At 66.4% G+C, this 21282-nt stretch carries 16 protein-coding genes; 8 read left to right on the top strand and 8 right to left on the bottom strand.

Annotation, left to right across the window (positions count from 1 at the left end):
- Nucleotides 1-109: 109 nt before the first annotated feature.
- On the top strand, nt 110-3019 hold the full coding sequence (locus tag CIW53_RS04840) for a two-component regulator propeller domain-containing protein (protein WP_149363579.1): 2910 nt from the start codon (nt 110-112) through the stop codon (nt 3017-3019).
- Between the two features lie 90 nt (nt 3020-3109).
- On the opposite strand, the gene CIW53_RS04835 is transcribed toward CIW53_RS04840, so the two are convergent.
- On the bottom strand, nt 3110-3988 hold the full coding sequence (locus tag CIW53_RS04835; RefSeq protein WP_149363578.1) for an NmrA/HSCARG family protein: 879 nt from the start codon (nt 3986-3988) through the stop codon (nt 3110-3112).
- Between the two features lie 122 nt (nt 3989-4110).
- Here CIW53_RS04835 and CIW53_RS04830 point away from each other — a divergent pair, with 122 nt between their 5' ends.
- The 3 genes from CIW53_RS04830 to CIW53_RS04820 all read left to right on the top strand — a co-directional run bounded on the left by CIW53_RS04830 (nt 4111) and on the right by CIW53_RS04820 (nt 7131).
- Nucleotides 4111-5019 carry a LysR family transcriptional regulator gene (locus CIW53_RS04830; protein WP_149363577.1) on the top strand — a complete coding sequence of 303 codons (909 nt, stop codon included), beginning with the start codon at nt 4111-4113 and terminating at the stop codon, nt 5017-5019.
- A gap of 227 nt (nt 5020-5246) precedes the next feature.
- Nucleotides 5247-6134, top strand: coding sequence for a glycosyltransferase family 2 protein (locus CIW53_RS04825; protein ID WP_149363576.1), 888 nt, complete (start codon nt 5247-5249; stop codon nt 6132-6134).
- Nucleotides 6135-6216: 82 nt separating this feature from the next.
- Nucleotides 6217-7131 (top strand): M14 family metallocarboxypeptidase, encoded by a 915-nt coding sequence (locus CIW53_RS04820; protein WP_149363575.1) that lies wholly within the window; start codon nt 6217-6219, stop codon nt 7129-7131.
- Nucleotides 7132-7196: 65 nt separating this feature from the next.
- Here the strand turns inward: CIW53_RS04820 and CIW53_RS04815 are convergent, their stop codons facing one another.
- Nucleotides 7197-7742, bottom strand: a complete 546-nt coding sequence (locus tag CIW53_RS04815; protein WP_149363574.1) for a peroxiredoxin — start codon at nt 7740-7742, stop codon at nt 7197-7199.
- 158 nt (nt 7743-7900) lie between these two features.
- Entirely contained in the window at nt 7901-8743 is an 843-nt protein-coding gene (locus tag CIW53_RS04810; RefSeq protein ID WP_149363573.1) for an MnmC family methyltransferase, read from the bottom strand.
- Nucleotides 8744-9028: 285 nt separating this feature from the next.
- Here CIW53_RS04810 and CIW53_RS04805 point away from each other — a divergent pair, with 285 nt between their 5' ends.
- The 3 genes from CIW53_RS04805 (at nt 9029) to CIW53_RS17625 (ending at nt 10817) form a co-directional block, all read left to right on the top strand.
- Complete coding sequence (locus tag CIW53_RS04805; protein WP_197736621.1) at nt 9029-9187, top strand: hypothetical protein; 159 nt, start codon at nt 9029-9031, stop codon at nt 9185-9187.
- On the top strand, nt 9184-10563 hold the full coding sequence (locus CIW53_RS04800; RefSeq protein ID WP_149363572.1) for an FAD-containing oxidoreductase: 1380 nt from the start codon (nt 9184-9186) through the stop codon (nt 10561-10563). Before CIW53_RS04805 ends, CIW53_RS04800 begins: the two co-directional genes overlap by 4 nt.
- Nucleotides 10564-10643: 80 nt before the next feature.
- A complete protein-coding gene (locus CIW53_RS17625; protein WP_172969589.1) occupies nt 10644-10817 on the top strand; it encodes a hypothetical protein in 174 nt (57 codons plus the stop codon).
- A gap of 43 nt (nt 10818-10860) precedes the next feature.
- Here CIW53_RS17625 and CIW53_RS04795 read toward each other — a convergent pair whose 3' ends face one another.
- From CIW53_RS04795 to CIW53_RS18035, 3 genes are all read right to left on the bottom strand, one after another.
- Nucleotides 10861-12699, bottom strand: coding sequence for a hypothetical protein (locus tag CIW53_RS04795; protein WP_242451774.1), 1839 nt, complete (start codon nt 12697-12699; stop codon nt 10861-10863).
- A gap of 312 nt (nt 12700-13011) precedes the next feature.
- Entirely contained in the window at nt 13012-15222 is a 2211-nt protein-coding gene (locus CIW53_RS04790; protein WP_149363571.1) for a toll/interleukin-1 receptor domain-containing protein, read from the bottom strand.
- Between the two features lie 150 nt (nt 15223-15372).
- The gene (locus CIW53_RS18035) at nt 15373-15504 is read right to left on the bottom strand and encodes a hypothetical protein (RefSeq protein WP_277949622.1); all 132 of its coding nucleotides are present in this window, start codon (nt 15502-15504) and stop codon (nt 15373-15375) included.
- 231 nt (nt 15505-15735) lie between these two features.
- Between CIW53_RS18035 and CIW53_RS04785 the strand changes: the two genes are divergently transcribed.
- A complete protein-coding gene (locus CIW53_RS04785) occupies nt 15736-17442 on the top strand; it encodes an AsmA family protein (protein WP_149363570.1) in 1707 nt (568 codons plus the stop codon).
- A gap of 168 nt (nt 17443-17610) precedes the next feature.
- Here CIW53_RS04785 and CIW53_RS17620 read toward each other — a convergent pair whose 3' ends face one another.
- Entirely contained in the window at nt 17611-17763 is a 153-nt protein-coding gene (locus CIW53_RS17620) for a hypothetical protein (protein WP_172969588.1), read from the bottom strand.
- 75 nt (nt 17764-17838) lie between these two features.
- Entirely contained in the window at nt 17839-21210 is a 3372-nt protein-coding gene (locus CIW53_RS04780; RefSeq protein WP_172969587.1) for a DEAD/DEAH box helicase, read from the bottom strand.
- Nucleotides 21211-21282: the final 72 nt, after the last annotated feature.

The raw sequence follows: 21282 nt of genomic DNA, 5'->3' as shown, positions 1-21282 counted from the left end.
GGGATATGCGATAGTTCGCGCATCGGCCTTCCGGGCCGACGGCTGACGATCGCCTGCGAGGCACGGCGCCGGGTTGTTGCCGAATCGCGGGGGAGCGGTTGGATTGCGCATGAATCGTCATCGGGGGAGATGGTTTTCGCTTGGCTTGGCGGTGTCGGGCATGCTGGCGTTTGCGCCGGTACGCGCGCTCGATCCCGATCGCACGATCGGGCAGCTGACCCACGTCTGGTACGAGAACCAGCTACCGCAAAGCACGGTGCTGTCCATTGCGCAACGCAAGGATGGCTCGATCTGGCTGGCGACGTACGGCGGGCTGGTCCACTACAGCGGGGCGGAGTTCGACAATATCGATCCGCGCGTGGCACCGGTGCTGAAGAGCACGGCGATCACCGCGGTGCACGTCGATCGCGCTGGCACGCTGTGGGTCGGCACGCTGAACGGTGGGCTCTACCGCAGCCGCGGGCGCGAGCTGGAGCAGGTGGCGCTGCCCGCCAACATCAAGAGCGTGTTCGGCATCGTGCAGGATCGGGGTGGCGCGCTCTGGCTGACCACCAATGCAGGCGTCGCGCGGATGGGCGCGGAGGGCATCCGCCTGCTCGACGAGGCCAGCGGATTTCCGCCGCGCGGGTTCTATCGCGGGATCGTGGCCGACGCGGCGGGCGGTATCTGGATCGCGGCCGATGGCGTGGGCGTCGTGCACTGGCACGACGGCCAGGTCGAGACATTCGACATCCGGCGTGGCCTGCCGAGCAACGCCGTCTACAGCCTTGCGATCGACCATGGCGGCGCCGTGTGGGCTGGCACCCAGGCCGGGCCGGTGCGCTACCACAATGGGCGTTTCGAACACGATCCGCGCGCAGCCGCACTGGACGGCAAGCGCATCTATTCGCTGTTCGGCGACCGCGACGGCAGCATGTGGTTTGCACCGCTCGGCATGGGCATCTGCCGCCTGACCACCGCCCGCTTCGAGTGCGACGACACGCTCAGTGGCATGGCCGGCGAAACGGTGCGGTCGATGTTCGAGGATCGCGAGGGCAGCTTGTGGATGGGGACGACATCGAGCGGCGTGCATCGTTTCAGCGATTCGAAACTCGTCACCGTCACCGGACAGATGGATTCCAACGCGGTACGCGCCGTGTATCAGGATCGAGCCGGTACGCTCTGGGTCGGCACCGACGGTTCGGGGCTCGCACGTTACGAGCATCAGGTGCTGGTGCCGGCGACGGCGATCAACGCGAAACTGCCGAGCCTGCTGTTGCGCGCCATCCAGTCCGACGCCGCCGGCAATCTCTGGGTGGCATCGACCGAAGGCGTCAGCCGGATCGCGCCCGATGGCACGGTACGCAACTTCGGCATCGGCGATGGCCTGCCCGGCACGATCGTGTTCGCTTTTGCGCCCAGCCGTGACGGCAGCATGTGGGTCGGAACGCTGCAGGGCGTGGCGAAAATCCGTGGCGACAAGGTCAGCGTAGTCAAGGGCACGCACGGCGACGACACCCGCGCGCTTTACGAGGACCCCGCCGGGCGCCTGTGGATCGGCGAGCGCAGCGGCCTGCGTTGCCTGCAGGACGGGGTGGTGGACCGTTGCGGCACGGACGGGCTGCCGGGCATGAGCGTGTTCGCCTTTCACCCCGAGACGAATGGCGATTTGTGGCTCGGCACCAGCATGGGCCTCATGCGCATTCGCGGCCATTCGGTGCAGCCGTTCACCCAGCGGGCGGATTTCTATGGCGATGCGGTATTCGCCATGCTCGACGACGGCGACGGCCACTTCTGGGTGAGTTCGAACCGTGGCATCGCGCGATTCGCGTGGGCCGACATCGATGCGCTGGACCGCGGCATGGTGAAGCGGATCGAACCCCACTGGTATGGCAAGAACGACGGCATGCTGTCGCAACAGGCCAACGGCGCTTCGCAGACGCCGGCGTGGCGCACCCGCGACGGGCGGATGTGGTTCGGCACGGCCAACGGCGTGGTCATCGTCGACCCGAAGCATCAACGCGTGAACCGTATGGTTCCGCCAGTGGCGATCGAGCGCGTGCTGGTGGACGGCAGGGAAGTCGATCCGGATCGCATCGGCCGGATCGGTCCGGGGGTGGAACGCATCGAACTGCACTATGCCGCGATGAGCTACGTGGCGCCTGCCGCGGTGAAATACCGCTATCGCATCGACGGCTTCGACCGCGGCTGGATCGATGCCGGCAACAGCCGTACCGCTTATTACACCAACCTGCAGCCCGGCGATTACGTGTTCCGCGCGATCGCCAGCAACAACGACGGCGTGTGGAACACCAAGGGTGCGAGCGTGGCCTTCACCATCGTGCCGAGCTGGTACGAAACCTGGTGGTTCCGCGTCCTCGTCGCAGTGATCATCATCGGCCTGCTCGCCGCGGTCTACCGGTTGCGCGTATGGCGTCTGCACGAGCGCGAACGCGAGCTGACACAAGAGGTTACGCAACATACCGAGGCGTTGCGCAGTGCGAACGCCGAACTGCAGCGCATGGCCGGACTGGATGGCCTCACTCATATTGCCAATCGCGGCGCGTTCGACCGCCGGCTGCGCGAGGCGCTGGACGAGCACGTCGCGAGCGGCGAATCGCTGGCTGTCCTGATGTGCGACGTCGATGCCTTCAAGGCCTACAACGATACCTACGGCCATCTCGCCGGCGATGTCGCGCTGACCGCCGTTGCGGGCGCGCTGACGAAAGTGCTGCGCTCGAAGGTTGCGGACCTCGCTGCACGCTACGGCGGCGAGGAGTTCGCCGTGCTGCTCACCCAGTGCGACACCACCGAGGCTGTCGCAGTCGCGCAGCGCATGCTTGAGGCCGTACGCGCGCTGGCGATCGAACATCGCTGTTCGAGCGCAGCGCCGCACGTGACCATCAGCATCGGCATCAGCGCCGTCGTGCCCACCGCCACGGACTCGCCGGAACAATTGCTTCGATGCGCGGACGAGGCGTTGTATCGTGCCAAGGCCGAGGGGCGCGATCGCGTCGGCGGCGGTGGGGTCGGGACGTGAGCGTTCCGAGCAGGGGGTAGTTTTCCCCTTCCAGGCGCGAGTGCATCCGGCTCCGCGCGATGCGACGACCAGGCGAGCGGCACCCATGCCTCAGCGCGCTGCATCCCACGACGCGGCGGTCTCCCGCACAAACTCCCGGTACGAGCGCGGTGCGTGGCCGAGCAGGCCGGTCATGATGTCGAGACTGCCGGGCGCGGGCCGCATGCCGTCGCTCTGGAAGCGCGCCAGCATCAGGCGGATGTCGTAGGCGGACCAGGACGGTGCGCGGCTGGCCATGTTCCGTTCGAAGGCGTCCAGATCGTTGCCGCCGTAGGCGACCGGTTTGGCGAGTACGTCGGACCAGATGGCGGCAGCAGCATTTCCGGTGATCGTGTCCGGGCCCACCAGCTCGATCACTTCGCGTGGCAGCGGCGCGGCGCTCTGTTTGCGACGCAGCAGCGCGGCCACCGCGATCTCGGCGATGTCGCGCGTATCGACCATCGGCACGCCCAGGTCGCCGAGCGGCATGGGATATACGCCGTGCTGCAGCGCGTCCTTCATCATCGCGTCGTTCTGCATGAAGTACGACGGTCGCAGCACGGTGGCCGGCAGGTTGAGTTGTTCGATCGCACGTTCCACCGCGTACTTGCCGGTGAAGTGCGGCACGTCGGTGAACGCGTCGCTGTTCTGCACGGAGAAGTAGACGATGCGCTGGATACCGGCTTCGCGCGCCAGGGTCAGCGTGATCAGGGCCTGGGTCACTTCGTCGGCAGCCACCGCGTTGAGCAGGAACAGAGTGTCGACGCCTTTCAACGCGGCTCGCATCGAGGCCACGTCGGTCATCTCGCCGGCGACGGCACGAACGCCCTCGGGGAAACTGGCCTTGTCGGGGTTGCGGGTGAGGGCGTGCACGCTGGCGTGGCGTGCCACCAGGCCGTTGACGACCTGGCGGCCGACGGTGCCGGTACTTCCTGTGACGAGAATGCTCATGTCGGGATTCCTTGAGTGGCTTAGGGGGATGGGTGGGAGCAGGTACGGGACTTATCTTGGCGTTTCGGCATGGAAACGAAAGAGGCATTATCGAGACGTTGCGTCTTGATAATGGAACGGACATGGATCTCGAAGCCCTGATCGATTTCAACACCGTGGCCAGCCACGGCGGTTTCAGTCGCGCCAGCCGGACGACGGGACGGCCCAAGGCGACCTTGTCCCGGCGGGTGAGGCAGCTGGAGGATTCGCTGGGCGTGCGCCTGATCGAACGCGGTGCGCGCACGCTGCGGCTCACCGAAGAAGGCGTCGCATTGCACGAGCAGACTTCGGTGCTGCTCGACCGGATCGACGAGATCCAGCAAACGCTGAAAGGCGAAGCTGGCCTGCCGCACGGCCGCTTGCGCATCAGCGCGCCGGTGCTGTTCGCGCAGCGCGGGCTGGGTCGCATCGCCGCCCGGTATGCTGCGGCCTACCCGGACGTGCAACTGGAGATCAGCGCCGACGATCGCTTCGTCGATCCGCTGGCCGATGGCTACGATTTGGTGCTTCGCGCCAACCCCGCGCCGACCACCGACCTGGCCGGGCGCTGTTTCCTGCGCGACGAACTGGTCGTGGTCGCGCATCCGTCCATTCCGCGACCCGATGCCGCGGATGAAGTCGCGCCGGTGCCTGCGGTGATGCTGTCCGGAACGGCCGAAGAAGCGTTGTGGAACATCGTGCATGAGCAAGGCGTGCAACGGCTCCGCACACGCACGAGCCTGCGCCTGTCATCCATGGCCATGGTGCATGACGCCGTGCTCGACGGTGCCGGCGTGGCGATGATGCCGCGTTCCCTGGTGCAGCCCGATGTGGATACGGGCGGTCTGCGCCAGTGGGGCCGCGTGGAAGGCCGCGGCAGCGAAGTATGGGCATTGTATGCGCCGCACCGTCACGTGAGCCGCAAGGTGTCCGCCTTCATCCGCATGCTCACCGAGCAATTTGTCGACGGTTCGGCCGACGGCTTCGCCTCATTGCGGCGCCCGGCGGCCTGAGCGGTGATATACGAAGCGACGGACACGCACTCCGACAACCGATGTCCCGATGACAACAGGTGCCAATCCGCTTTTCAGTGGCCTGCGGCGTGGCGGGACGACCGCAGCGGTCCAGGTAATCGGGACTGGTGCAAACCAGCCTCTTCCTGCCGGGCTATGTTGACGGCCTCTTGACGCTTCCCTCGCAATGCTGTGGTGCTATTCAGTCGTCGCGATGGCGATCGGTCATGAATGATGAGGATCAGGTCGAGGCCACCGTGCATGCGGATGCCTCCGACATGGGTGGATCATCGGCCAAGCTGGCGCCGGTGAGCGTCGTGGTTCCGTGCTTTCGCTGCGCAGCGACCATCGACGATGCGGTCGCCTCGATCGCGGCGCAGACATTGCGCCCCGCCGAAGTCCTGCTGGTGGACGATGGCAGCGGCGACGATACCGTGGCAGCCCTGCATCGCGTTGCCGCGGTCCACGGAACCGACTGGATCAAGGTGATTGTTCTGCCCGCCAATGGGGGGCCGTCGCGGGCCCGCAACTCGGCCTGGCAGCAGGCGCAGCAACCTTACATCGCCTTCCTCGATGCCGACGACAGCTGGGGGCCACGCAAGCTGGAGTTGCAGATGGCGGCTCTGCAGGCAGACCCGGCCATCGCGCTGATCGCGCATCGCATGCTGGTGCGTCCACGCGGCACGGCGGTCCCCGCACTGCGGCCGCCAGTGGACGTCCAGATCATCGGCCGGCGCACGCTGCTGTTGCGCAATCCCTTTCCGACGACCTCGGTGATACTGCGTCGCGACCTGCCGTTCCGTTTCGACGAGGACTTCTGGCGTTCCGAGGATTACCTGCTGTGGTCGCGGATCGTCTTTTCCGGCTATCGCTGCGCCCGGATCGACCAGGTTCTGGGCATCTGGAATGAGCGCGAAAGAGGCGCCACCGGACTGAGCGACGACTTCGCCGCGGTCCATCGCGCCCGCGGCGAGCAGCGCCGCAAACTGATGCGGGAGGGTTTGCTCAGCCGGGGCGAGTATGCGTTCTCCAGCGCCTTTGGCCTGGTGGCCAGAATGCGCCGAAAGCTCGTGTTGCGCCTGCGCCGACAGGGGCCGTATCGGCCACGAGCATGACGCGGCGGCAGGCTCCCGCCGCCGCATCCCGGCCCGCTGCTACAGTGTCTTTCCTTGAAGCCACTGCAAAGCGAGCGACGTAATGACGACATCTGCACACTACCCGATCGGCACGCCCGGACGTCCCTGGGGTGAGGCTGAAGTAGCGGTCTGGCTGGCGCGCCAGACGCGCAAGCGCAGCTACGCGGCGGATGTGTTGGGCAGGATCGAGACGCTGCGCTCGCACTACGATGTGATGCAGTACGGCCAGTTGGACTATCAGCCCGACTCCTACCCGTTGCTCGCGATCAAGAGCCGCGGCTGGCGCGATGAGCTGCCTTGTGTGTTTGTGACCGGCGGCGTGCATGGCTATGAAACCAGCGGCGTGCATGGGGCCTTGCGCTTTGTCGACGAGCACGCGGCAAGCTACGCAGGCCGGGTCAACCTGCTGGTCGCGCCATGCGTCAGCCCGTGGGCCTACGAAAGGATTCATCGCTGGAACCCGCACGCGCTCGACCCGAATCGTTCGTTTCGCGACGACAGCCCGGCGCAGGAGTCGGCGGCGCTGATGAACCTGGTTGCGCCGTTCCGCGATCGCATGCTCGTGCACATCGACCTGCACGAAACCACCGATACCGACGAGTCCGAATTTCGCCCGGCGCTGGCCGCTCGGGACGGCGTGGCCTACGTTCCGGGTGAAATCCCCGACGGCTTCTATCTGGTCGACGACAGCGAGCACCCGCAACCCGAATTCCAGCAGGCGGTGATCGCGGCGGTGGCGAAAGTCACCCATATTGCCCCGGCCGATCGCCACGGCGAGATCATCGGCTCGCCCATGGTGGCGCCGGGCGTCATCAACTACGCGCTCAGGCAGCTCGGCCTGTGTGCAGGCATCACCAACGCGACTTACAAAACGACTACCGAGGTCTACCCCGACAGCCCGCGCGCCACCGCCGAGCAATGCAACGCCGCACAGGTGGCCGCGGTTTGCGCGGCGATTGATTTCGCGTTGCGGTAAACGGGCCGGCCCGCGAGAGGCCGGTGCAAGTGTCCACCGTTGCCGTCGGTTGACTCGACGGCCGACTATTTTTCGAGCGCCTTCACCGCATTGAGCGTCTCTTGGACGTGCTTCTTGGGGCTGAGATCCGAATAGACATGGGTGATTTTCCCCGATGGGGCGATCACGTACGAGGTGCGGTTCGACCAGCCGGGCCTCAACATCAGCAGCGCGTCATATTCCTTGGCGATCTTCGCGCCCTTGTCGGCGGCGACCGGGAACTTGCCGCCGCAATGCTCGGTTTCCTTCGAGAAAGCTGCCAACTGGTCGAGGTTGCCGGCGGTGACGCCGATCACGGTGGCATGTTCGGCCTTGAATTGGTCGATGGCCTGCGAGAACAGGTGCGCCTCGACGTTGCAGCCGGAGGTGTGCGGGGCGGGAAAGAAATAGACCACCACCGGACCATGCTTCAGGGCGTCGGCGAGCTTGAAGGTGAAGGGCTGGCCGGCGAGATAGGCCGGTGCGGAGAAATCGGGCGCCTGCGTGCCTTCCTTGAGGGCGGCGAAAGCCGGCGACGCCAGGGTGGCGCCAGCGAGCAGAGCGAGGGCGGCGAATTTCAGCGAGGACTTCATGGGCGTGATTCCTGGACGATGGGGGAGCTTGGGGATTTATACGCCGAAATCGCCGGAGCGGATGCTGTGGACAATGCTTCGGATGCTCGCGCGGCGCGAAAGTCGTCCCGACCCGGAGCGCGTGGCCCACAACACGGCACGCCGGCTCGTCGCGCGGTTCAGCGTCGGGCTGCCAGCACGCCGTCCAGCGCGAGCTGCGCCTTGAACCCGGCTTTCTCCAACCGTTTCTCCACCTCGCGCGGCACATCGCGGCCGCTGGTGAGCTTGTTCGGGCTGCCGGTGTAGTGGAACAGGCGCCCGCCGCGGCGGAGCACGCGCGCCAGTTGATCGTAGAACGCCTGTGAGTAGAGTTCGCCGGCGATGCCGAAGCGTGGCGGGTCGTGCAGCAGCGCGTCGATCGACGCATCGGCAATCTGCATGATCGCCTGCGCCACGTCGGCATGGATGAGTTGCAGGCGGCCGCCATGGGCGGGCGCGTCGGGATCCGGCGACCACGGGTTGAGCGTGCGCAGCCACAGCACGTCGGAGTTCTTCTCGAACGAATGCACGCGCGCCACGCCCGCTTCCAGGCAACAGGCGGCGAAGTAGCCGAGGCCACCGCAGGTATCGAGCAGCACCTTGCCATGCGGCTCGACCAGCGCCACCTTGCGCCGCGCATCCTCGAACGGCGATTCCTTCGACGTGGGCAGCATCTTGATGCCGTCGATCTCGAAGGTGGGCGCACCCCATTCGGTGGGCACCAGCTTGATCAGCGAGCCGGCATAGCGCGACGCCGGCGCGAACTCGTCGCCGTCCCAGTAATGGATGGTGCGGTCCTTCAGCTTCGCCGGATACGGATACTGTCGATCCCGCCACTTCCAGGCGTCCGCCTGCAGCGTGACGTGTTCGTTCGAGCGGCCCAGGTCGAGCGAGCCTGTCCATGCGCCGGTGCCCGCATCGCGCGCAGCCAACAGCGCATCGGCGACGGCGCGTGTCAGCAAGGGTCCGGAATAGTGCGACACGATGGGCAATCTCTTGGGAACGACGGAACCCGGCCGTCACGCGGCGGAGGGATCGGCATCGTAACCCACGGATGGATCTCGGGTCCGGCTGATGCATTGCAAAGGGGCGCCGCACCGCATCCGCAGGGCTAGGTCTACGCCGTGCTGGCATGCAGGCGGCCCGATGTGTCAGCCGTATTCGTGGTCGGGAGTAAAGTATGCCGTCCGGGCGGATGTGTCGTCGTGGTGGTGCGATACCGACGGCGCCATGGAGATCGCGCGGCACATCCATGCGGGAGAGACGACATGACCCTTTATCCGTTCGCGTTGTTGATCGGCACCCTGGGCGGACGTGCCGTACGCGCGAAGCTGACGGCAGCGTTCGGGCGTGATCGCCCGGCTGCGCTGATTGAAGACATGGCGGCGATCGGCGGTGCGCTGCTGATCGTGATGGCTGTGTCATGAGCCGCGTATTCGACGCGATCATCGTCGGCGCCGGCCAGGCCGGCCCGTCGCTGGCGAACCGGCTGACCGGGGCTGGCCAGTCGGTGGCGCTGATCGAGCGCAAGCTGTTCGGCGGCACCTGCGTCAACACCGGCTGCATGCCGACCAAGACCCTGGTAGCCAGCGCGCGCGCCGCGCATGTCGCCCGTCGCGCGGCGGATTTCGGGGTGGTGCTGGCGGGCGAGGTAGGCATCGACATGATGAAGGTGAAGTCGCGGGCCGACACCGTCATCGCGAACGCGCGCCATGGTGTGCGCGCGTGGCTGGATGGCATGGACGGCTGCACGGTGATCGAGGGCCATGCGCGTTTCGAAGATGCGCGGACCTTGCGCGTCGGCGACGAACGGCTCACCGCACCGCGGATCTTCCTGAATGTCGGCGGCCGCGCGGCCGTACCGGACATGCCCGGACTGCACGACGTCCCCTACCTGACCAACACCTCGATCCTCGACCTGGAGCAGGTGCCGGAGCATTTGCTGATCGTCGGCGGCAGCTATATCGGGCTGGAGTACGCGCAGATGTATCGGCGTTTCGGCGCCCGCGTGACCGTGGTGGAAAAAGGCCGGCACCTGATCGGGCGCGAGGACGAAGATGTCTCGGTCGCCGTGCGCGACATCCTGGAAGGCGAGGGCATCGACATCCGTACCGGTATCGACAACCTCGCCTTCGCACGCGAGGGCAAGACCATCGTGGCGGTGCTCGATGGTGCGCGGGTCGCCTGCAGCCACGTGCTTATAGCGGTGGGGCGCGTGCCGAACACCGGAGACCTCGGCCTGGACAAGGCCGGCGTGGCGACCGACGCACGCGGCTACATTGCCGTCGACGACGAACTGAGCAGCAACGTGCCCGGCATCTGGGCGCTGGGCGACTGCAACGGCCGTGGCGCATTCACCCACACCGCGTACAACGACTTCGAGATCGTCGCCGCGAACCTGCTCGACGGCGAGCACCGCCGCCTGAGCGAGCGCGTCAGCGGCTACGCGCTGTACATTGACCCGCCGCTGGGCCGCGTCGGCATCGGCGAAGCCGAGGCGCGCAAACGCGGTCGTCCCTGGCTCGTCGGCAAGCGACCGATGACGAAAGTCGGGCGGGCGGTGGAAAAGGGCGAGACGCAGGGATTCATGAAAGTGATCGTCGACGCCGAGACGAAGGCGATCCTCGGCGCCGCGATCCTGGGCCTCGAAGGCGACGAGGCCATCCACGGCATCATCGACATGATGAGCGTGGGCGCCACCGCCACCCGGCTGCAACACACCGTGCCGATCCACCCGACGGTATCGGAACTCATCCCCACGCTGTTGTCGGAAGCACGTGCGCCGAACGATCCGTCGCCTTGACCGGGTTTCGATCTCCGACTCCCGCCATGCCTCTGCTTCCTGTTGCCGATCGTACCGGCGTACGGCGCTGCAACCCAGGCGTGGCTGCAGATGTCGGGGGCAACGCCAGCATCACCGAAACCCTCATCGAACCGGAGGGTCGTTTCAAGGTCATTGCCGTCGGCGATGTCGGTCATCTGCCGCCGAGCATGCTGGCCGGGGCAACCGGCGACAACGAGCGCAGCCTGGCGATTCCGCGGTTGCCGGTTGACTGATCGACCCGACCGGAATCCATATCGAGTCGCCGCGCCCGTCTCCCTACATCTTGCTGTGCTCGACCTGCCGCTCGCGTTGCATCAGCGTCCATTCGGCGTGTTCGGTCAAGGCGGCATCGCCCAGCGAGAGCAGGATCTCGCGCTGCTGGACGGGATCCTGCGTACGGTCCAGTGCGGCACGTGCGCCGGCGAAGATGCGTTGCATGAAGCGGTATTGGCGGATCAGTTCCTTGTCGGCCTTGCGATAGGCGTAGGCCTCGCGCACGGCGGCGACGATGGACAGCACGGCCATGATCATCACCAGGGTGACCTTGGTATCCGGCGACAGCACCAGCGCGAAGGCGGCGAGAAACACGCTGATCGTCACGCCGCCCCACAGGCTGATCGATCCGATCGTTTCGGTGATGCGGTGCACGCCGGTGCGCTCGACGGTCTTGCATTCGTAGTAGTGCAGTTGCCCGGATTTCCCGGATTCCCCCACCCATTCGGCGATGACGTCCGCCAGCGCGGCGGGTGTGGCCTGCTCCGGGCGAATCGAGGGATTCACGCTGGCGGCGCGCATCACGTTGCGGATCCAGCCCAGTTCGATGTTCTGCTTCTGCAGGAAGTTGTCGTGGGCGAATTCGTGGTCGGCATTGGCCTGAACGCCCGCCCGCCGCCAGCATGACTGGATGCGCAGGCCCTCCGCCAGCGCGCGGTAGTCGAGGTACTTGCGGTGCCAGCCGCGCCGGCGCGCGAGTACGGCAACGAAACCGCCGCTGGCGAACAACAGCAGGAACAGGTAGATCAGGTAGTCCTGTGCCGGCAGGTGGGCATAGAAGGTGAAGGCGATGCCCATCAGCGCGGCCAGGATGTAGGTCGTGCGCATCGCCAGCAGTACGCGTTTCTGAAAATGCATCGCCAGCCAGTCCGCCGCCTGGAAGATCTGATCGATGGTGGCGGTGGCGTTCGACGGAACGTGATGCGGCGGTTTCGGGGTGGCTTCGATCTGGTCGGCGTATTTGCTGCAGTCGGCATTGAACTCGGCCATGTGCGCGAATACCAACTGGAACTCCGCCGGCAATTCGGCCTGGCAGGTCGGGGTGTCGGGGCCGCGCCAGCCTGCCTGCAGCGGCAGCAACCCCGCCGCCGGTGCGCCATCGGGCTGATCGCGTGAGCAGACGATGTGATACAGCAGACTTTCGTCGCCGCCGCCGAGTACATGGCGCGTATTGCGACGGCGGTCGATCAGGCCGGGCAGGGCGCTGGTCAGGTGGTAGTTCACGATTTGCGCGGTTCCGCCCAGTTGGCCCGAGGTCTTGCCATCCCAGATCGCCAGCAGGATGTGGCAGTGGCTGGCGATGTATACGCCGGTCTTGGCGTACTGGCGGTTGCGCTCCGGGCCTTCCGATCCGATCGCGTGGCGCGGTTGCTCCAGCGGCCGGGGCAGCAGCACGACTTCGGCCCGGCTGCACAACGCGTCGAAGCTGGCCCGCACTGCCGGATCGGAGAAGTCGTCGACATACAGCTCCCGCGGCAACGGCAGCGGCGACACGAGGCGCGCGCCGATGGCCAGCGCTTCCTGTGCGACCAGTTGATCGCCGCCTTCGGCCAGCGCCGACAGCACCATCAGCGGCAGGTCGGGGAAATCGCGCTGGAGTTGCGCAAAAAAATCCCGCACGCGCTGCCGGATCGGTTCGATCTCGCGCGCGGGAATATTGCGGTGGCTGGTGACACCGACAATCAGGGGCGTCATGGCGGCGTCCGGACGATGGTTGATGGAACGATGGTCGATGCACGGCCGCGCGACCGCATCGCCGGCCACCGACGTTGCCTTCTGCCGTTCGACGCCGCCGGCCTGGCCTTCTGCCCTGCCGTTGTTGATGACGCGGTCCTGCCTCAAGTGGGCTTGATCCGCGGTACCGTGGTGGTACTGGGTGCAGGGGCGTTCCTCTCGACGTCCGGCTCTGGTTGAAGCGCGGGGTCGTTGTTGTTTTCTTCTTCCGTGGTCTCCGGGACGTCCTGATCTTTGTTTCCGGTCTTTGGCATGGTGTTCTCCGGTCGTGGTGATGGTTGAAGTTGGCCGTGCCGGGATATGTGCGGACTCCGGTACGCGGTGTGTGCCTGACTCCGTGGCCCTGCTTGCATGCAACGCTTTCCGGCTTTTCCTTGGCCGGGTTCGCGATCGACGGTGGTCGCAACGTCAGGGGTACGGCTATTTCCCCGGCTTGCCTCCGGATGCCGCCAGCAACTCCTGCCGGAACGCGGGATTGACCGGGTAGTCGATCCGTTCGCGCTGCAGCACCTGCATCAATGCCGCATCGCGGTAGCCGCTTCGCCACAGCTGCCGGACCAGCGGCGTTGCTTCGGTCCTCCTGTCGAGCGCGAGCAGGGCTTCGACCTGCAGCGCCAGAAGGCGGGGGTCGTCGCGTCCGCTTTTCACGGTCTGGAGCGTGTGCAAGGTGGCTTCCCGCAGTGGCCGGGCAGCCTGCGTGTCTTCGACCCCGGCCAGCAGCAGCCGAGCGCCGGCCGTGGCCAGCAAGGTGGCACGATCGCCGGGTTGTCGGGCAAGCAGCGGATCGAGCGCGTGCAACGCCGCGCTTGCCTGCGTGCGCGACGCGTCGACGCGGCCCACGGCAAGCGATTGCGCCGCCTGTTCGAGCCGCGCCTCGGCAAACTCGCGTTGCCAGCCGGTGTTGGCGGGCGCCTGCGCGGTCAGCGCGGCAAAAGTCGCCAGCGATTGTGCGGTGAGCGCGTTCGCCGTGCGCAGGTCGCCGCTCAGGCGTCGCAACCGGGCCAGCTGGGTGGCGTACAGGGCCGCGTGTTCCTTGAAATCGGTATTGCCCGGATCGATCGCCTTCAGCTGCGTGGCGATGTCGATGGCCTGTTGCAGCCGCTCCATGCCGCTCTCGAGATCGCCGGCAAGTGCCTGAGTGCGTCCCAGGATCGCGCGAACGGTCAACGTGCTGTCGCGCTGGCTGGCGTCGTTGGGGTCGCGCGCGGTCAGGGCAGACTCGATGGCGTCGTCGGTTGCGTAGTGCGCCACGGCGATGGCCAGTTCGCCACGCATCAGCGCCAGCCTGCCGATGTTGTTGTAGGCCGAGCCGAGGGAGGATGTCCATTCCGCATCGGTCGACTGCGCCGGGACCAGTTGCTGCATCAACTGCAGCATGCTGCGGTACTGGACCAGCGCCTCGTCCAGTTGGCCACGCGCCTCCAGCACATGGCCGATGTTGTTGTCGATCGTGGCCAGCTGGAACCGCAGTTGCGGGTCGTCGGGGGTCAGCCGGCGTGCGCGGTGCAGAAGCGTCTGCGCCGCCACGAAACTCTGCTGCGCGGCATCCAGATCGCCCTGGCGCCATTGCGTCATGCCGATGAACGCCCATATCTCCGCACCGGCCAGCTGCCGCGAGGTGTTTGCCGGCGCGGCGGCGGCCAACGGCAAAGCCAGTTTCAACGCGGCCCGGTAGGACGCCATGGCCGCGGCCAGTTGGCCCTGGTCCAGTCGCACGCTGCCGATTCTTTCCAGCGCCCTGGCGCGTTGCGCCAGTGTTTCCTGGGTGACGTCGCCGGTGGGCATTGACTGAAAATAGTTCATGGCCCGGTCGTCGACTGCTTCCATGATGTCCAGCCGCGACACCTGCGCCAGCTTGTCGTTGAGGTCGCCGAGCATGAAGTCGACCAGGTCCTCGGCCTGCTTCTGCCTACGCTCGGCAGCGTGGCTGGCGGCGACCGCCGCATTGCGTGCCATCACCGCGGCGATCGCCAGTACGGTGGTTACCGTCATCACGCTCAATGCGACGATGGCCAGCGCTGCCATCCGACGCGTGCGTCGTTGCAGCTCGCGTCGTTTCAATGCGTCGAAACCGACATCCAGCATGCCGGCGATCAGCTTCAGCTTGGCATTCGTCTTGCCGTCCTTGCCGGGTCGCACATCGGCGGCGATCGGTTCGGTGCGCTCGCGGCTCAACCTGCCGTCTGGCCCGAGCCGATGACGCAGCGCCGGTGCGAAACATTCCTGGGCCTCGCGGCCGGGAAGGTCTCCGGCGCCGGGTTCGCCCGCGACGATCAGGCAGAAGATGCGATCGCTGTGGCCGAGCCGCTTGAACGCCAGCACCTCCTCGTTGACCCAGCGCGAGTTGGCCGATTGCGGCGAGCAGATCACCACCAGGCACGCCGATTGCGCCAGCGCTTCGTTGACCTTGCGCCCGAGATCGGTGGCGCTGGCCAGTTCCTCGCGGTCACGAAAAACCGGTACCAGCCGTCTTGGCACCGTGCCGAAGGCCGTGCTCTGGCCGACCAGTCGTTTCGGGATCACGTAGGCCTCCAGCGCCTTGTGCAGCCAGCCCGCCCAGGACTTGTCCCGGTGGCTGTAGCTGATGAAGGCGCGATACCGGAAAACCGGCGTCGCCGAGGCTGGTGTCATGGCGCATCGCACCTCTGCAGGAGGATGTGGCGGCCAGCGCCCGGCACGTGCTCGTCGCCATTCATGTCATGGCTGTCGGTGTGCCCGTCCAAGGCTGGCGGATGAGCCGTTCGGGTGCACGAACCGGTGCAATCGATTGCCATGGTGCGGTCAACCGACGCGCTCGACATGCGCGCTGATGGAGCGGTCGAACGTGGTCAGCGCGTCTTCGCATGCGGCTGCGACGGCGAGAGAATCGAGCACTGCCAAGAGACCGGAACGCACAAGCTCCATGCGCTTCATGCTATTCCCCGCGAAGCGAAATCAAGATCCCCCGGCGCACGTGATTCTGGACTTCGCCGTGTGAGTTCCATGCGAAAAAAACACGGTGCCTCGACGCTTGCAGACATCGCTCGCGGTATGGACGGGTTCCGGCAATCTGAAAGCGGAAGGCATTTCTAGACGCCGAATCCATGCCGGCCTAGTATCCAAACGCAGTTACGCGCCGTCATCGACCGTGCGGGAGCAGTGCGCATGAAACGCTTGCCGATCGTGATTTCCGTCGTCGTGCTGGCGCTGATCGTTGTCGGCGCCGGTGCATTGATGCTGGTGGACGCGAACCATTTCCGCCCGCAGATCCAGAACACGCTCAGCCAGGCGCTCGGGCGCGAGGTGACGCTGGGCAAGCTGCATGTGTCACTGTGGTCGGGTGCGCTGGACGCCGACGACATCCGCATCGGGGACGATCCGGCGTTCGGCGCGCAGCCGTTCGTCACGGCGCAATCGCTGGAACTTGGCGTGCGGCTGTGGCCGCTGCTGGTGCACCGCGAACTGCGCATCACCTCGCTGACGCTGGACCATCCTGGCGTGCGGCTGGCGCAGAACGGCAAGGGCGACTGGAATTTCGCCACGCTTGGCGGCAGCGGCGCAACGGCCCCGGCGCCGGCCTCGTCCAGCCAGCCGCTGGCCTTCAGCGTAGACCAACTGCGCATCAAGGACGGCCGCATCGATCTCACCCGTGCCGTCGGCGGGACGCGCAGTTACCAGCAGGTGCAGCTGAGTGCCGATCACGTCGGCATGGGCGCCGCCTTTCCGTTTTCGACAAGCGCAGCCATCGCCGGCGGCGGCACGCTGCAGCTCGACGGCACGCTGGGTCCGTGGAACCCGGCCAACGCGTTGCTGACACCGGTCGACGCCCACCTGGTCATGCATCGCCTGGACCTGGTGCGAGCAGGGTTGATGAGCGCGGGCGCCGGCGTCGGCGGTGTGCTCGACATCGACACGCACATCCACGCAGACAAGGGAGTGCTGCAATCGAAAGGTCGCATCGATGCCAGCGGGCTCAAGCTGATGGCCGCCGGCGCGCCGTCGCCACGCCTGTTGCGCATCGACTACCAAGCCAGTTACGACCTGCGCAGCGGTCGCGGCCAGATCAAGCCGGCCGCGATCGGCATGGGCACGACGCACGTGGCCGTCGGCGGCAGCTTCGACAACCGGCCGAAGGTCATGCAACTGGATCTGCGCATCAATGGCAATCGCCTGCCGGTCGATGACATGGAGTCGTTGCTGCCGGTCTTCGGCGTGGTGTTGCCGGAAAATTCCCGCCTCAGCGGCGGCAGCATGAGCATGGACCTGCACGCGCACGGCCCGCTCGATGCGTTGCTGATCAACGGTCCGGTGAGCGTGGACGATTCGCGCCTGGTGGGTTTCAGCCTCGGCGCGAAGCTCGGCGGTGCATTGGCGCTGGCTGGCATCAAGACCCCGAAGGACACGGTGATCCGGCACGCTCAGGCGACGCTGGATATCACACCGTCCGGCATCCGCGCCGATGCGCTGCGCGCCGACGTTGCCGAGCTCGGCAACGTCGCCGGCCAGGTCAGCATGGCGACGGATGGACGGCTGGACGGCCGCATGCTGGTCAAGCTCGACCAGGGCATCACCGCTGGCGTCCAGAGCGGGCAGGCCCTCGGTAGCCTGCTGAGCAACTCCGGAGCGGGGCGCCTGCTCGGCAGCGTGATCGGCGGCACGACGGCGCAGGGCATCGGCGTGCGCATTTCCGGTACCGCCAGCGCCCCGGCGTTCAAGCTCGACCCGACGGCGGTGACCGGTCTGCTCAAGGCTGGTGTGGCGGGTGCCAAAAAAACCGACTCGAAGACGCCGGCGCCTGATTCGTCGAAGCGCAAGCAGGACGTGCTCAACGACCTGCTGCGCAATGCGCTGGGGCCGAAGAAAAAACACTGAGCCGAATGGCGGATGCTTCAATCATCGTGATTCCCGCGTTGTAGGAGCGACTTCAGTCGCGATTCCCTTTTTGCGCAAGCCGCCGCAGAACGCCGAGAGCATCGCGACTGAAGTCGCTCCCACAGTGCGGAATGCGCGCCTCAGGATATTGCCGGACAGCGGTGCGCCCTATCGATCGTCAGGCGACGGCTTTTTTGCCGGGTCTGTCGTCGCCTGGGCGGCTTCACGTGCCTCACGCTTGCGCGCGTCTTTCTCTTCTTGCTGTTTTTTCTTGGCAATCTCGCGTTGCCGTTTTTCGTAGGAATAGTTGGGCTTGGCCAAGTGCGTATCTCCGTAAGGGCAAGTCAGTGTAGTGCCACGCCCCGGAAAGCCCGGGAACGGGAATGGTCCATGGGTTCACAACGGCGCGAACAACTCGGCCAGATCGGTCTCGTCGAAGCGCAGCTGGGTCGTGGCGCCGCCGCCTTCCAGCACGGCGCGGGCGAGTTCGGCCTTGCGTGACTGCATGGCCTGGATCTTTTGCTCGACCGTGCCGGCGCAGATCAGCCGGTAGACGAACACCGGCTTGTCCTGGCCGATGCGGTGCGCGCGATCGGTGGCCTGCGCTTCGGCGGCGGGATTCCACCACGGGTCGTAGTGGATCACGGTGTCGGCGGCGGTGAGGTTGAGGCCGACCCCGCCGGCCTTCAGGCTGATCAGGAAGATCGGCACGTCGCCTTGCTGGAAGCGCCTGATCAGCGCGCTGCGGGCGGCCGCCGGGGTCTGCCCGGTGAGCAGCTGATGGGCGATGCCGCGTTGGATCAGCGCCGCCTCGATCAGGGCCAGCATGCCGGTGAATTGCGAGAACAGCAGTATGCGGCGGCCTTCGTCGAGCAGGCCGTCGAGCAGTTCGAGCAGGGCGTCGAGTTTCGCGCTGGTGGTGATCTTCTTCGCACTGGCCAGCTTGACCAGGCGCGGGTCGCAGCAAGCCTGGCGCAGCTTGAGCAGCGCATCCAGCACGATGATGCCGGATTGCGCCATGCCGCGCTCGCGCACTGCCTGCCGCACGCGTTCGTGCTGGGCCAGGCGCAGGGTTTCGTACAACGCGCGCTGGTCGCCTTCCAGTTCCAGCGTTCGCACGATCTCGGTCTTGGCGGGCAGGTCGGTGAGCACGTCATCCTTGCGCCGGCGCAGCAGCAACGGACCGATGCGGCGATTCAAGCGCTGCTGGCGATCGACGTCGGCGTGCTTCTCGATCGGCGTGCGGTACAGCTTGACGAACTGGCGCTGGCTGCCGAGCAGGCCCGGTTCCACCGCATCGAACTGCGCCCACAATTCGCCAAGATGGTTCTCCAGCGGCGTGCCGGTCATCGCGAGCCGGCGCGTGGCGGGGATCTCGCGCACCACGCGGGCGGCCTGGCTGTTGGCGTTCTTGATCGCCTGCGCCTCGTCCAGCACGAGCAGGGCGAAGCGTTGTTCGAGCAGTTGTTCGCGATCGCGCGGCAGCAGCGGATAGGTGGTGATGACCAGGTCGTGGCTGGCGATCTCGTCGTAGCGGTCGGCGCGCGCGGCACCGTGGATCACCAGCACCTTCAGGGCGGGCGCGAAGCGCGCGGCTTCGGCCTGCCAGTTGCCGACCAGGCTCGTCGGCGCGACCACCAGCGCCGGTTGTTGCAATCGGCCGCGCTGTTTCTCGCCCAGGATATGCGCCAGCACCTGCACCGTCTTGCCCAGGCCCATGTCGTCGGCGAGGATGCCGCCCAGACCGGCGGCGCCGAGAAAGTCCAGCCACGCCAGGCCGTCACGCTGGTACGGGCGCAGCGTGGCCTTGAAGCCTTTGGGTGCGCTGGCGCTGCGCTCGAGGTTTTGCAACGCATCCAGATGGACGCGCAACAGGTCGCCGCCGCGCCAGTGCAGGTGTTCGTCGAGCGCGGCGAGCAGCGGCGCCTGGCTGCGATGCAGGCGCAGTTCGCCGTCGCCTTCGAGCCATTCCAGCAGCGGTTCGATCAATGCGCGCAGGCGACTCAGGGGCAGGTTCGCGCTGCGCCGCTCGTCCAGCAACACGCGCCAGCTGGCGTTCTTCTTTTCGCCCTTGAGTGGATGCCGCGGAAAGCCCGGATCGGCCAGCAGGCGGCGCAGCACCGGCAGCAGGTCGATCCGCTCGCCTGCGACGTCCACACCCAGCGACACGTCGAACCACTGGTTGCCGCTGGCTTGCAGGTCGGCGTGCCAGTCGTCGACATCAACCAGTTCGTCGCGCGGGAAGCCGGCATCGAAGGTGAGCCGGAAGCCGGCGTCGGTCAGCGTCTCCAGTACGGTTTTCCAGCCGTCGGCCGCAAGCGGTGGCTTGCGCTCGTCCGGCTGCAGCACGAAGTCGTTCTCGTCCAGCGGCAACCGGCACAGACCTTGTTCGTAGGCATAAAGGCCGACCTCGACCATGCCCAGTCGGTCGAGCTGTTCCTGGGCGGCGTTCTCCGCGCCTCCGTCGCGCACGATCTCCAGCACCTGTGCGCCATGCATGATTCGGGTGGGGGCGTCATCGACGTCCGGACCAGGCGCCAGTACGTGGCCGCCGTAATCGAACGCCAGACGCGCGCAACCCAGCGGCACCGGCGTTCGCTGGCCGTTGCGCTGCTGCGAAATCGACAGCTCGACCACGCGAAGATGCAGCACGGGTTGCGGCCTCACTTGCACGGTCTGCACGGGCGGACGCAGCTCGGGCAGCGGAATCGGCGTCGCGCCCGGATGCTGCAACAGTTCCTGGCGCAGCGCTTCGACCTGTTCGGGCAACACGACCGGCGCCTGGGCGACGCTGTCGAGCAGTGCGGGAGCGCCCTCGATGCGGCCGTAAATCCGCGTACCCGGCAGCACGTACCACAAGCCCGATCCGCGCAGCAGCAAGGCCGCTTCGGTGCTGTCGATGTCGGTGACCAGCTTCTGGCTGCCATCGGGCTGGCCAAGCCAGCGTACTTGCAAGGGCAGCGTGGGTCCGCGCTGCAACGGCGCGGAGCCTTTTTCGAAATACACCGGATAGTGCGTGAGCAGAGTTTCCAGCGCCTGCTCCTGATGAACCGCGTGAATCGCGGTCCAGCAGCGACCGGCAATACGTGTGTATTGATGATGCAGGAGGAGTGCGAGCGCACTGGCGACCGTTTCCGGCCAGCCGCCCGGCGGTGTCGGCAACGGCCCGGCGCGTTCATGCAAATGCAGCGGCTGCGGGTCGACCATGGCCGGGCCGCGGCCCTTGCCGGGACGCAGCCATGCGGGATTGACCAGCAACTGGCCATGCGGTTCGCCACGCAACAGCACGCCGAACTGGCGCGCCGGCTCGATCGCTGCAAGGTCAGTCTCGGCCTGCGTCTTCAGGCGTTGCAGCCAGGCCGGCCATCTGGACAGGTCGGGCTGGCGGCTCGCCGCTGCGGCGGGGCGCCGCGTCACCGGGGGTATCTGCGTTGTGCCAGGCCATGCCTGCGGCGGCAGGTTTGCCGCCAGCAAGATCATGGCGGCGGCATGCTTGCAATCCACGCCGACCGGACAAGAGCAGGTGGTGTCGAACACCAGCCAGTTCTCCCTGGCCTGGATGTCGACCCTGCAACGGTAAGGCTGCCGTTCGCTGCCGCGGATGACGCCATCGAGGGAACAGCCGGAATCCTTGTCGCCCGCATTGAAATCGAGCGTGATCACCCGCTGGCGACGTACGTAATCGGCGCCGCGCTGGAGGGTTCTCTCATCGAAAGTGGATGTCCACTCGGTATGCTGGAGTATCGAATGCAGGTCGCTGGCGATCATTGGGGGAAACGGGCGGGGTGCGAGTGAGCGAACTGCGTAGTGTCTCATGCCAGCCTGCACGACATGCGCGAC

The sequence above is a fragment of the Rhodanobacter sp. T12-5 genome (assembly GCF_008329435.1).
In the GTDB taxonomy this organism is placed as follows: Bacteria; Pseudomonadota; Gammaproteobacteria; order Xanthomonadales; family Rhodanobacteraceae; genus Rhodanobacter.
This window is presented reverse-complemented; position numbering and strand designations above follow the sequence as displayed.

Excerpts from the sequence above, each read along its gene's own strand:
- CIW53_RS04840 (WP_149363579.1), top strand. The coding sequence starts at position 110 with ATGAATCGTCATCGGGGGAGATGGTTTTCGCTTGGCTTGGCGGTGTCG.
- CIW53_RS04835 (WP_149363578.1), bottom strand. The coding sequence starts at position 3,988 with ATGAGCATTCTCGTCACAGGAAGTACCGGCACCGTCGGCCGCCAGGTC.
- CIW53_RS04830 (WP_149363577.1), top strand. The coding sequence starts at position 4,111 with ATGGATCTCGAAGCCCTGATCGATTTCAACACCGTGGCCAGCCACGGC.
- CIW53_RS04825 (WP_149363576.1), top strand. The coding sequence starts at position 5,247 with ATGAATGATGAGGATCAGGTCGAGGCCACCGTGCATGCGGATGCCTCC.
- CIW53_RS04820 (WP_149363575.1), top strand. The coding sequence starts at position 6,217 with ATGACGACATCTGCACACTACCCGATCGGCACGCCCGGACGTCCCTGG.
- CIW53_RS04815 (WP_149363574.1), bottom strand. The coding sequence starts at position 7,742 with ATGAAGTCCTCGCTGAAATTCGCCGCCCTCGCTCTGCTCGCTGGCGCC.
- CIW53_RS04805 (WP_197736621.1), top strand. The coding sequence starts at position 9,029 with ATGACCCTTTATCCGTTCGCGTTGTTGATCGGCACCCTGGGCGGACGT.
- CIW53_RS04800 (WP_149363572.1), top strand. The coding sequence starts at position 9,184 with ATGAGCCGCGTATTCGACGCGATCATCGTCGGCGCCGGCCAGGCCGGC.
- CIW53_RS04790 (WP_149363571.1), bottom strand. The coding sequence starts at position 15,222 with ATGACACCAGCCTCGGCGACGCCGGTTTTCCGGTATCGCGCCTTCATC.
- CIW53_RS18035 (WP_277949622.1), bottom strand. The coding sequence starts at position 15,504 with ATGAAGCGCATGGAGCTTGTGCGTTCCGGTCTCTTGGCAGTGCTCGAT.
- CIW53_RS04785 (WP_149363570.1), top strand. The coding sequence starts at position 15,736 with ATGAAACGCTTGCCGATCGTGATTTCCGTCGTCGTGCTGGCGCTGATC.
- CIW53_RS04780 (WP_172969587.1), bottom strand. The coding sequence starts at position 21,210 with ATGATCGCCAGCGACCTGCATTCGATACTCCAGCATACCGAGTGGACA.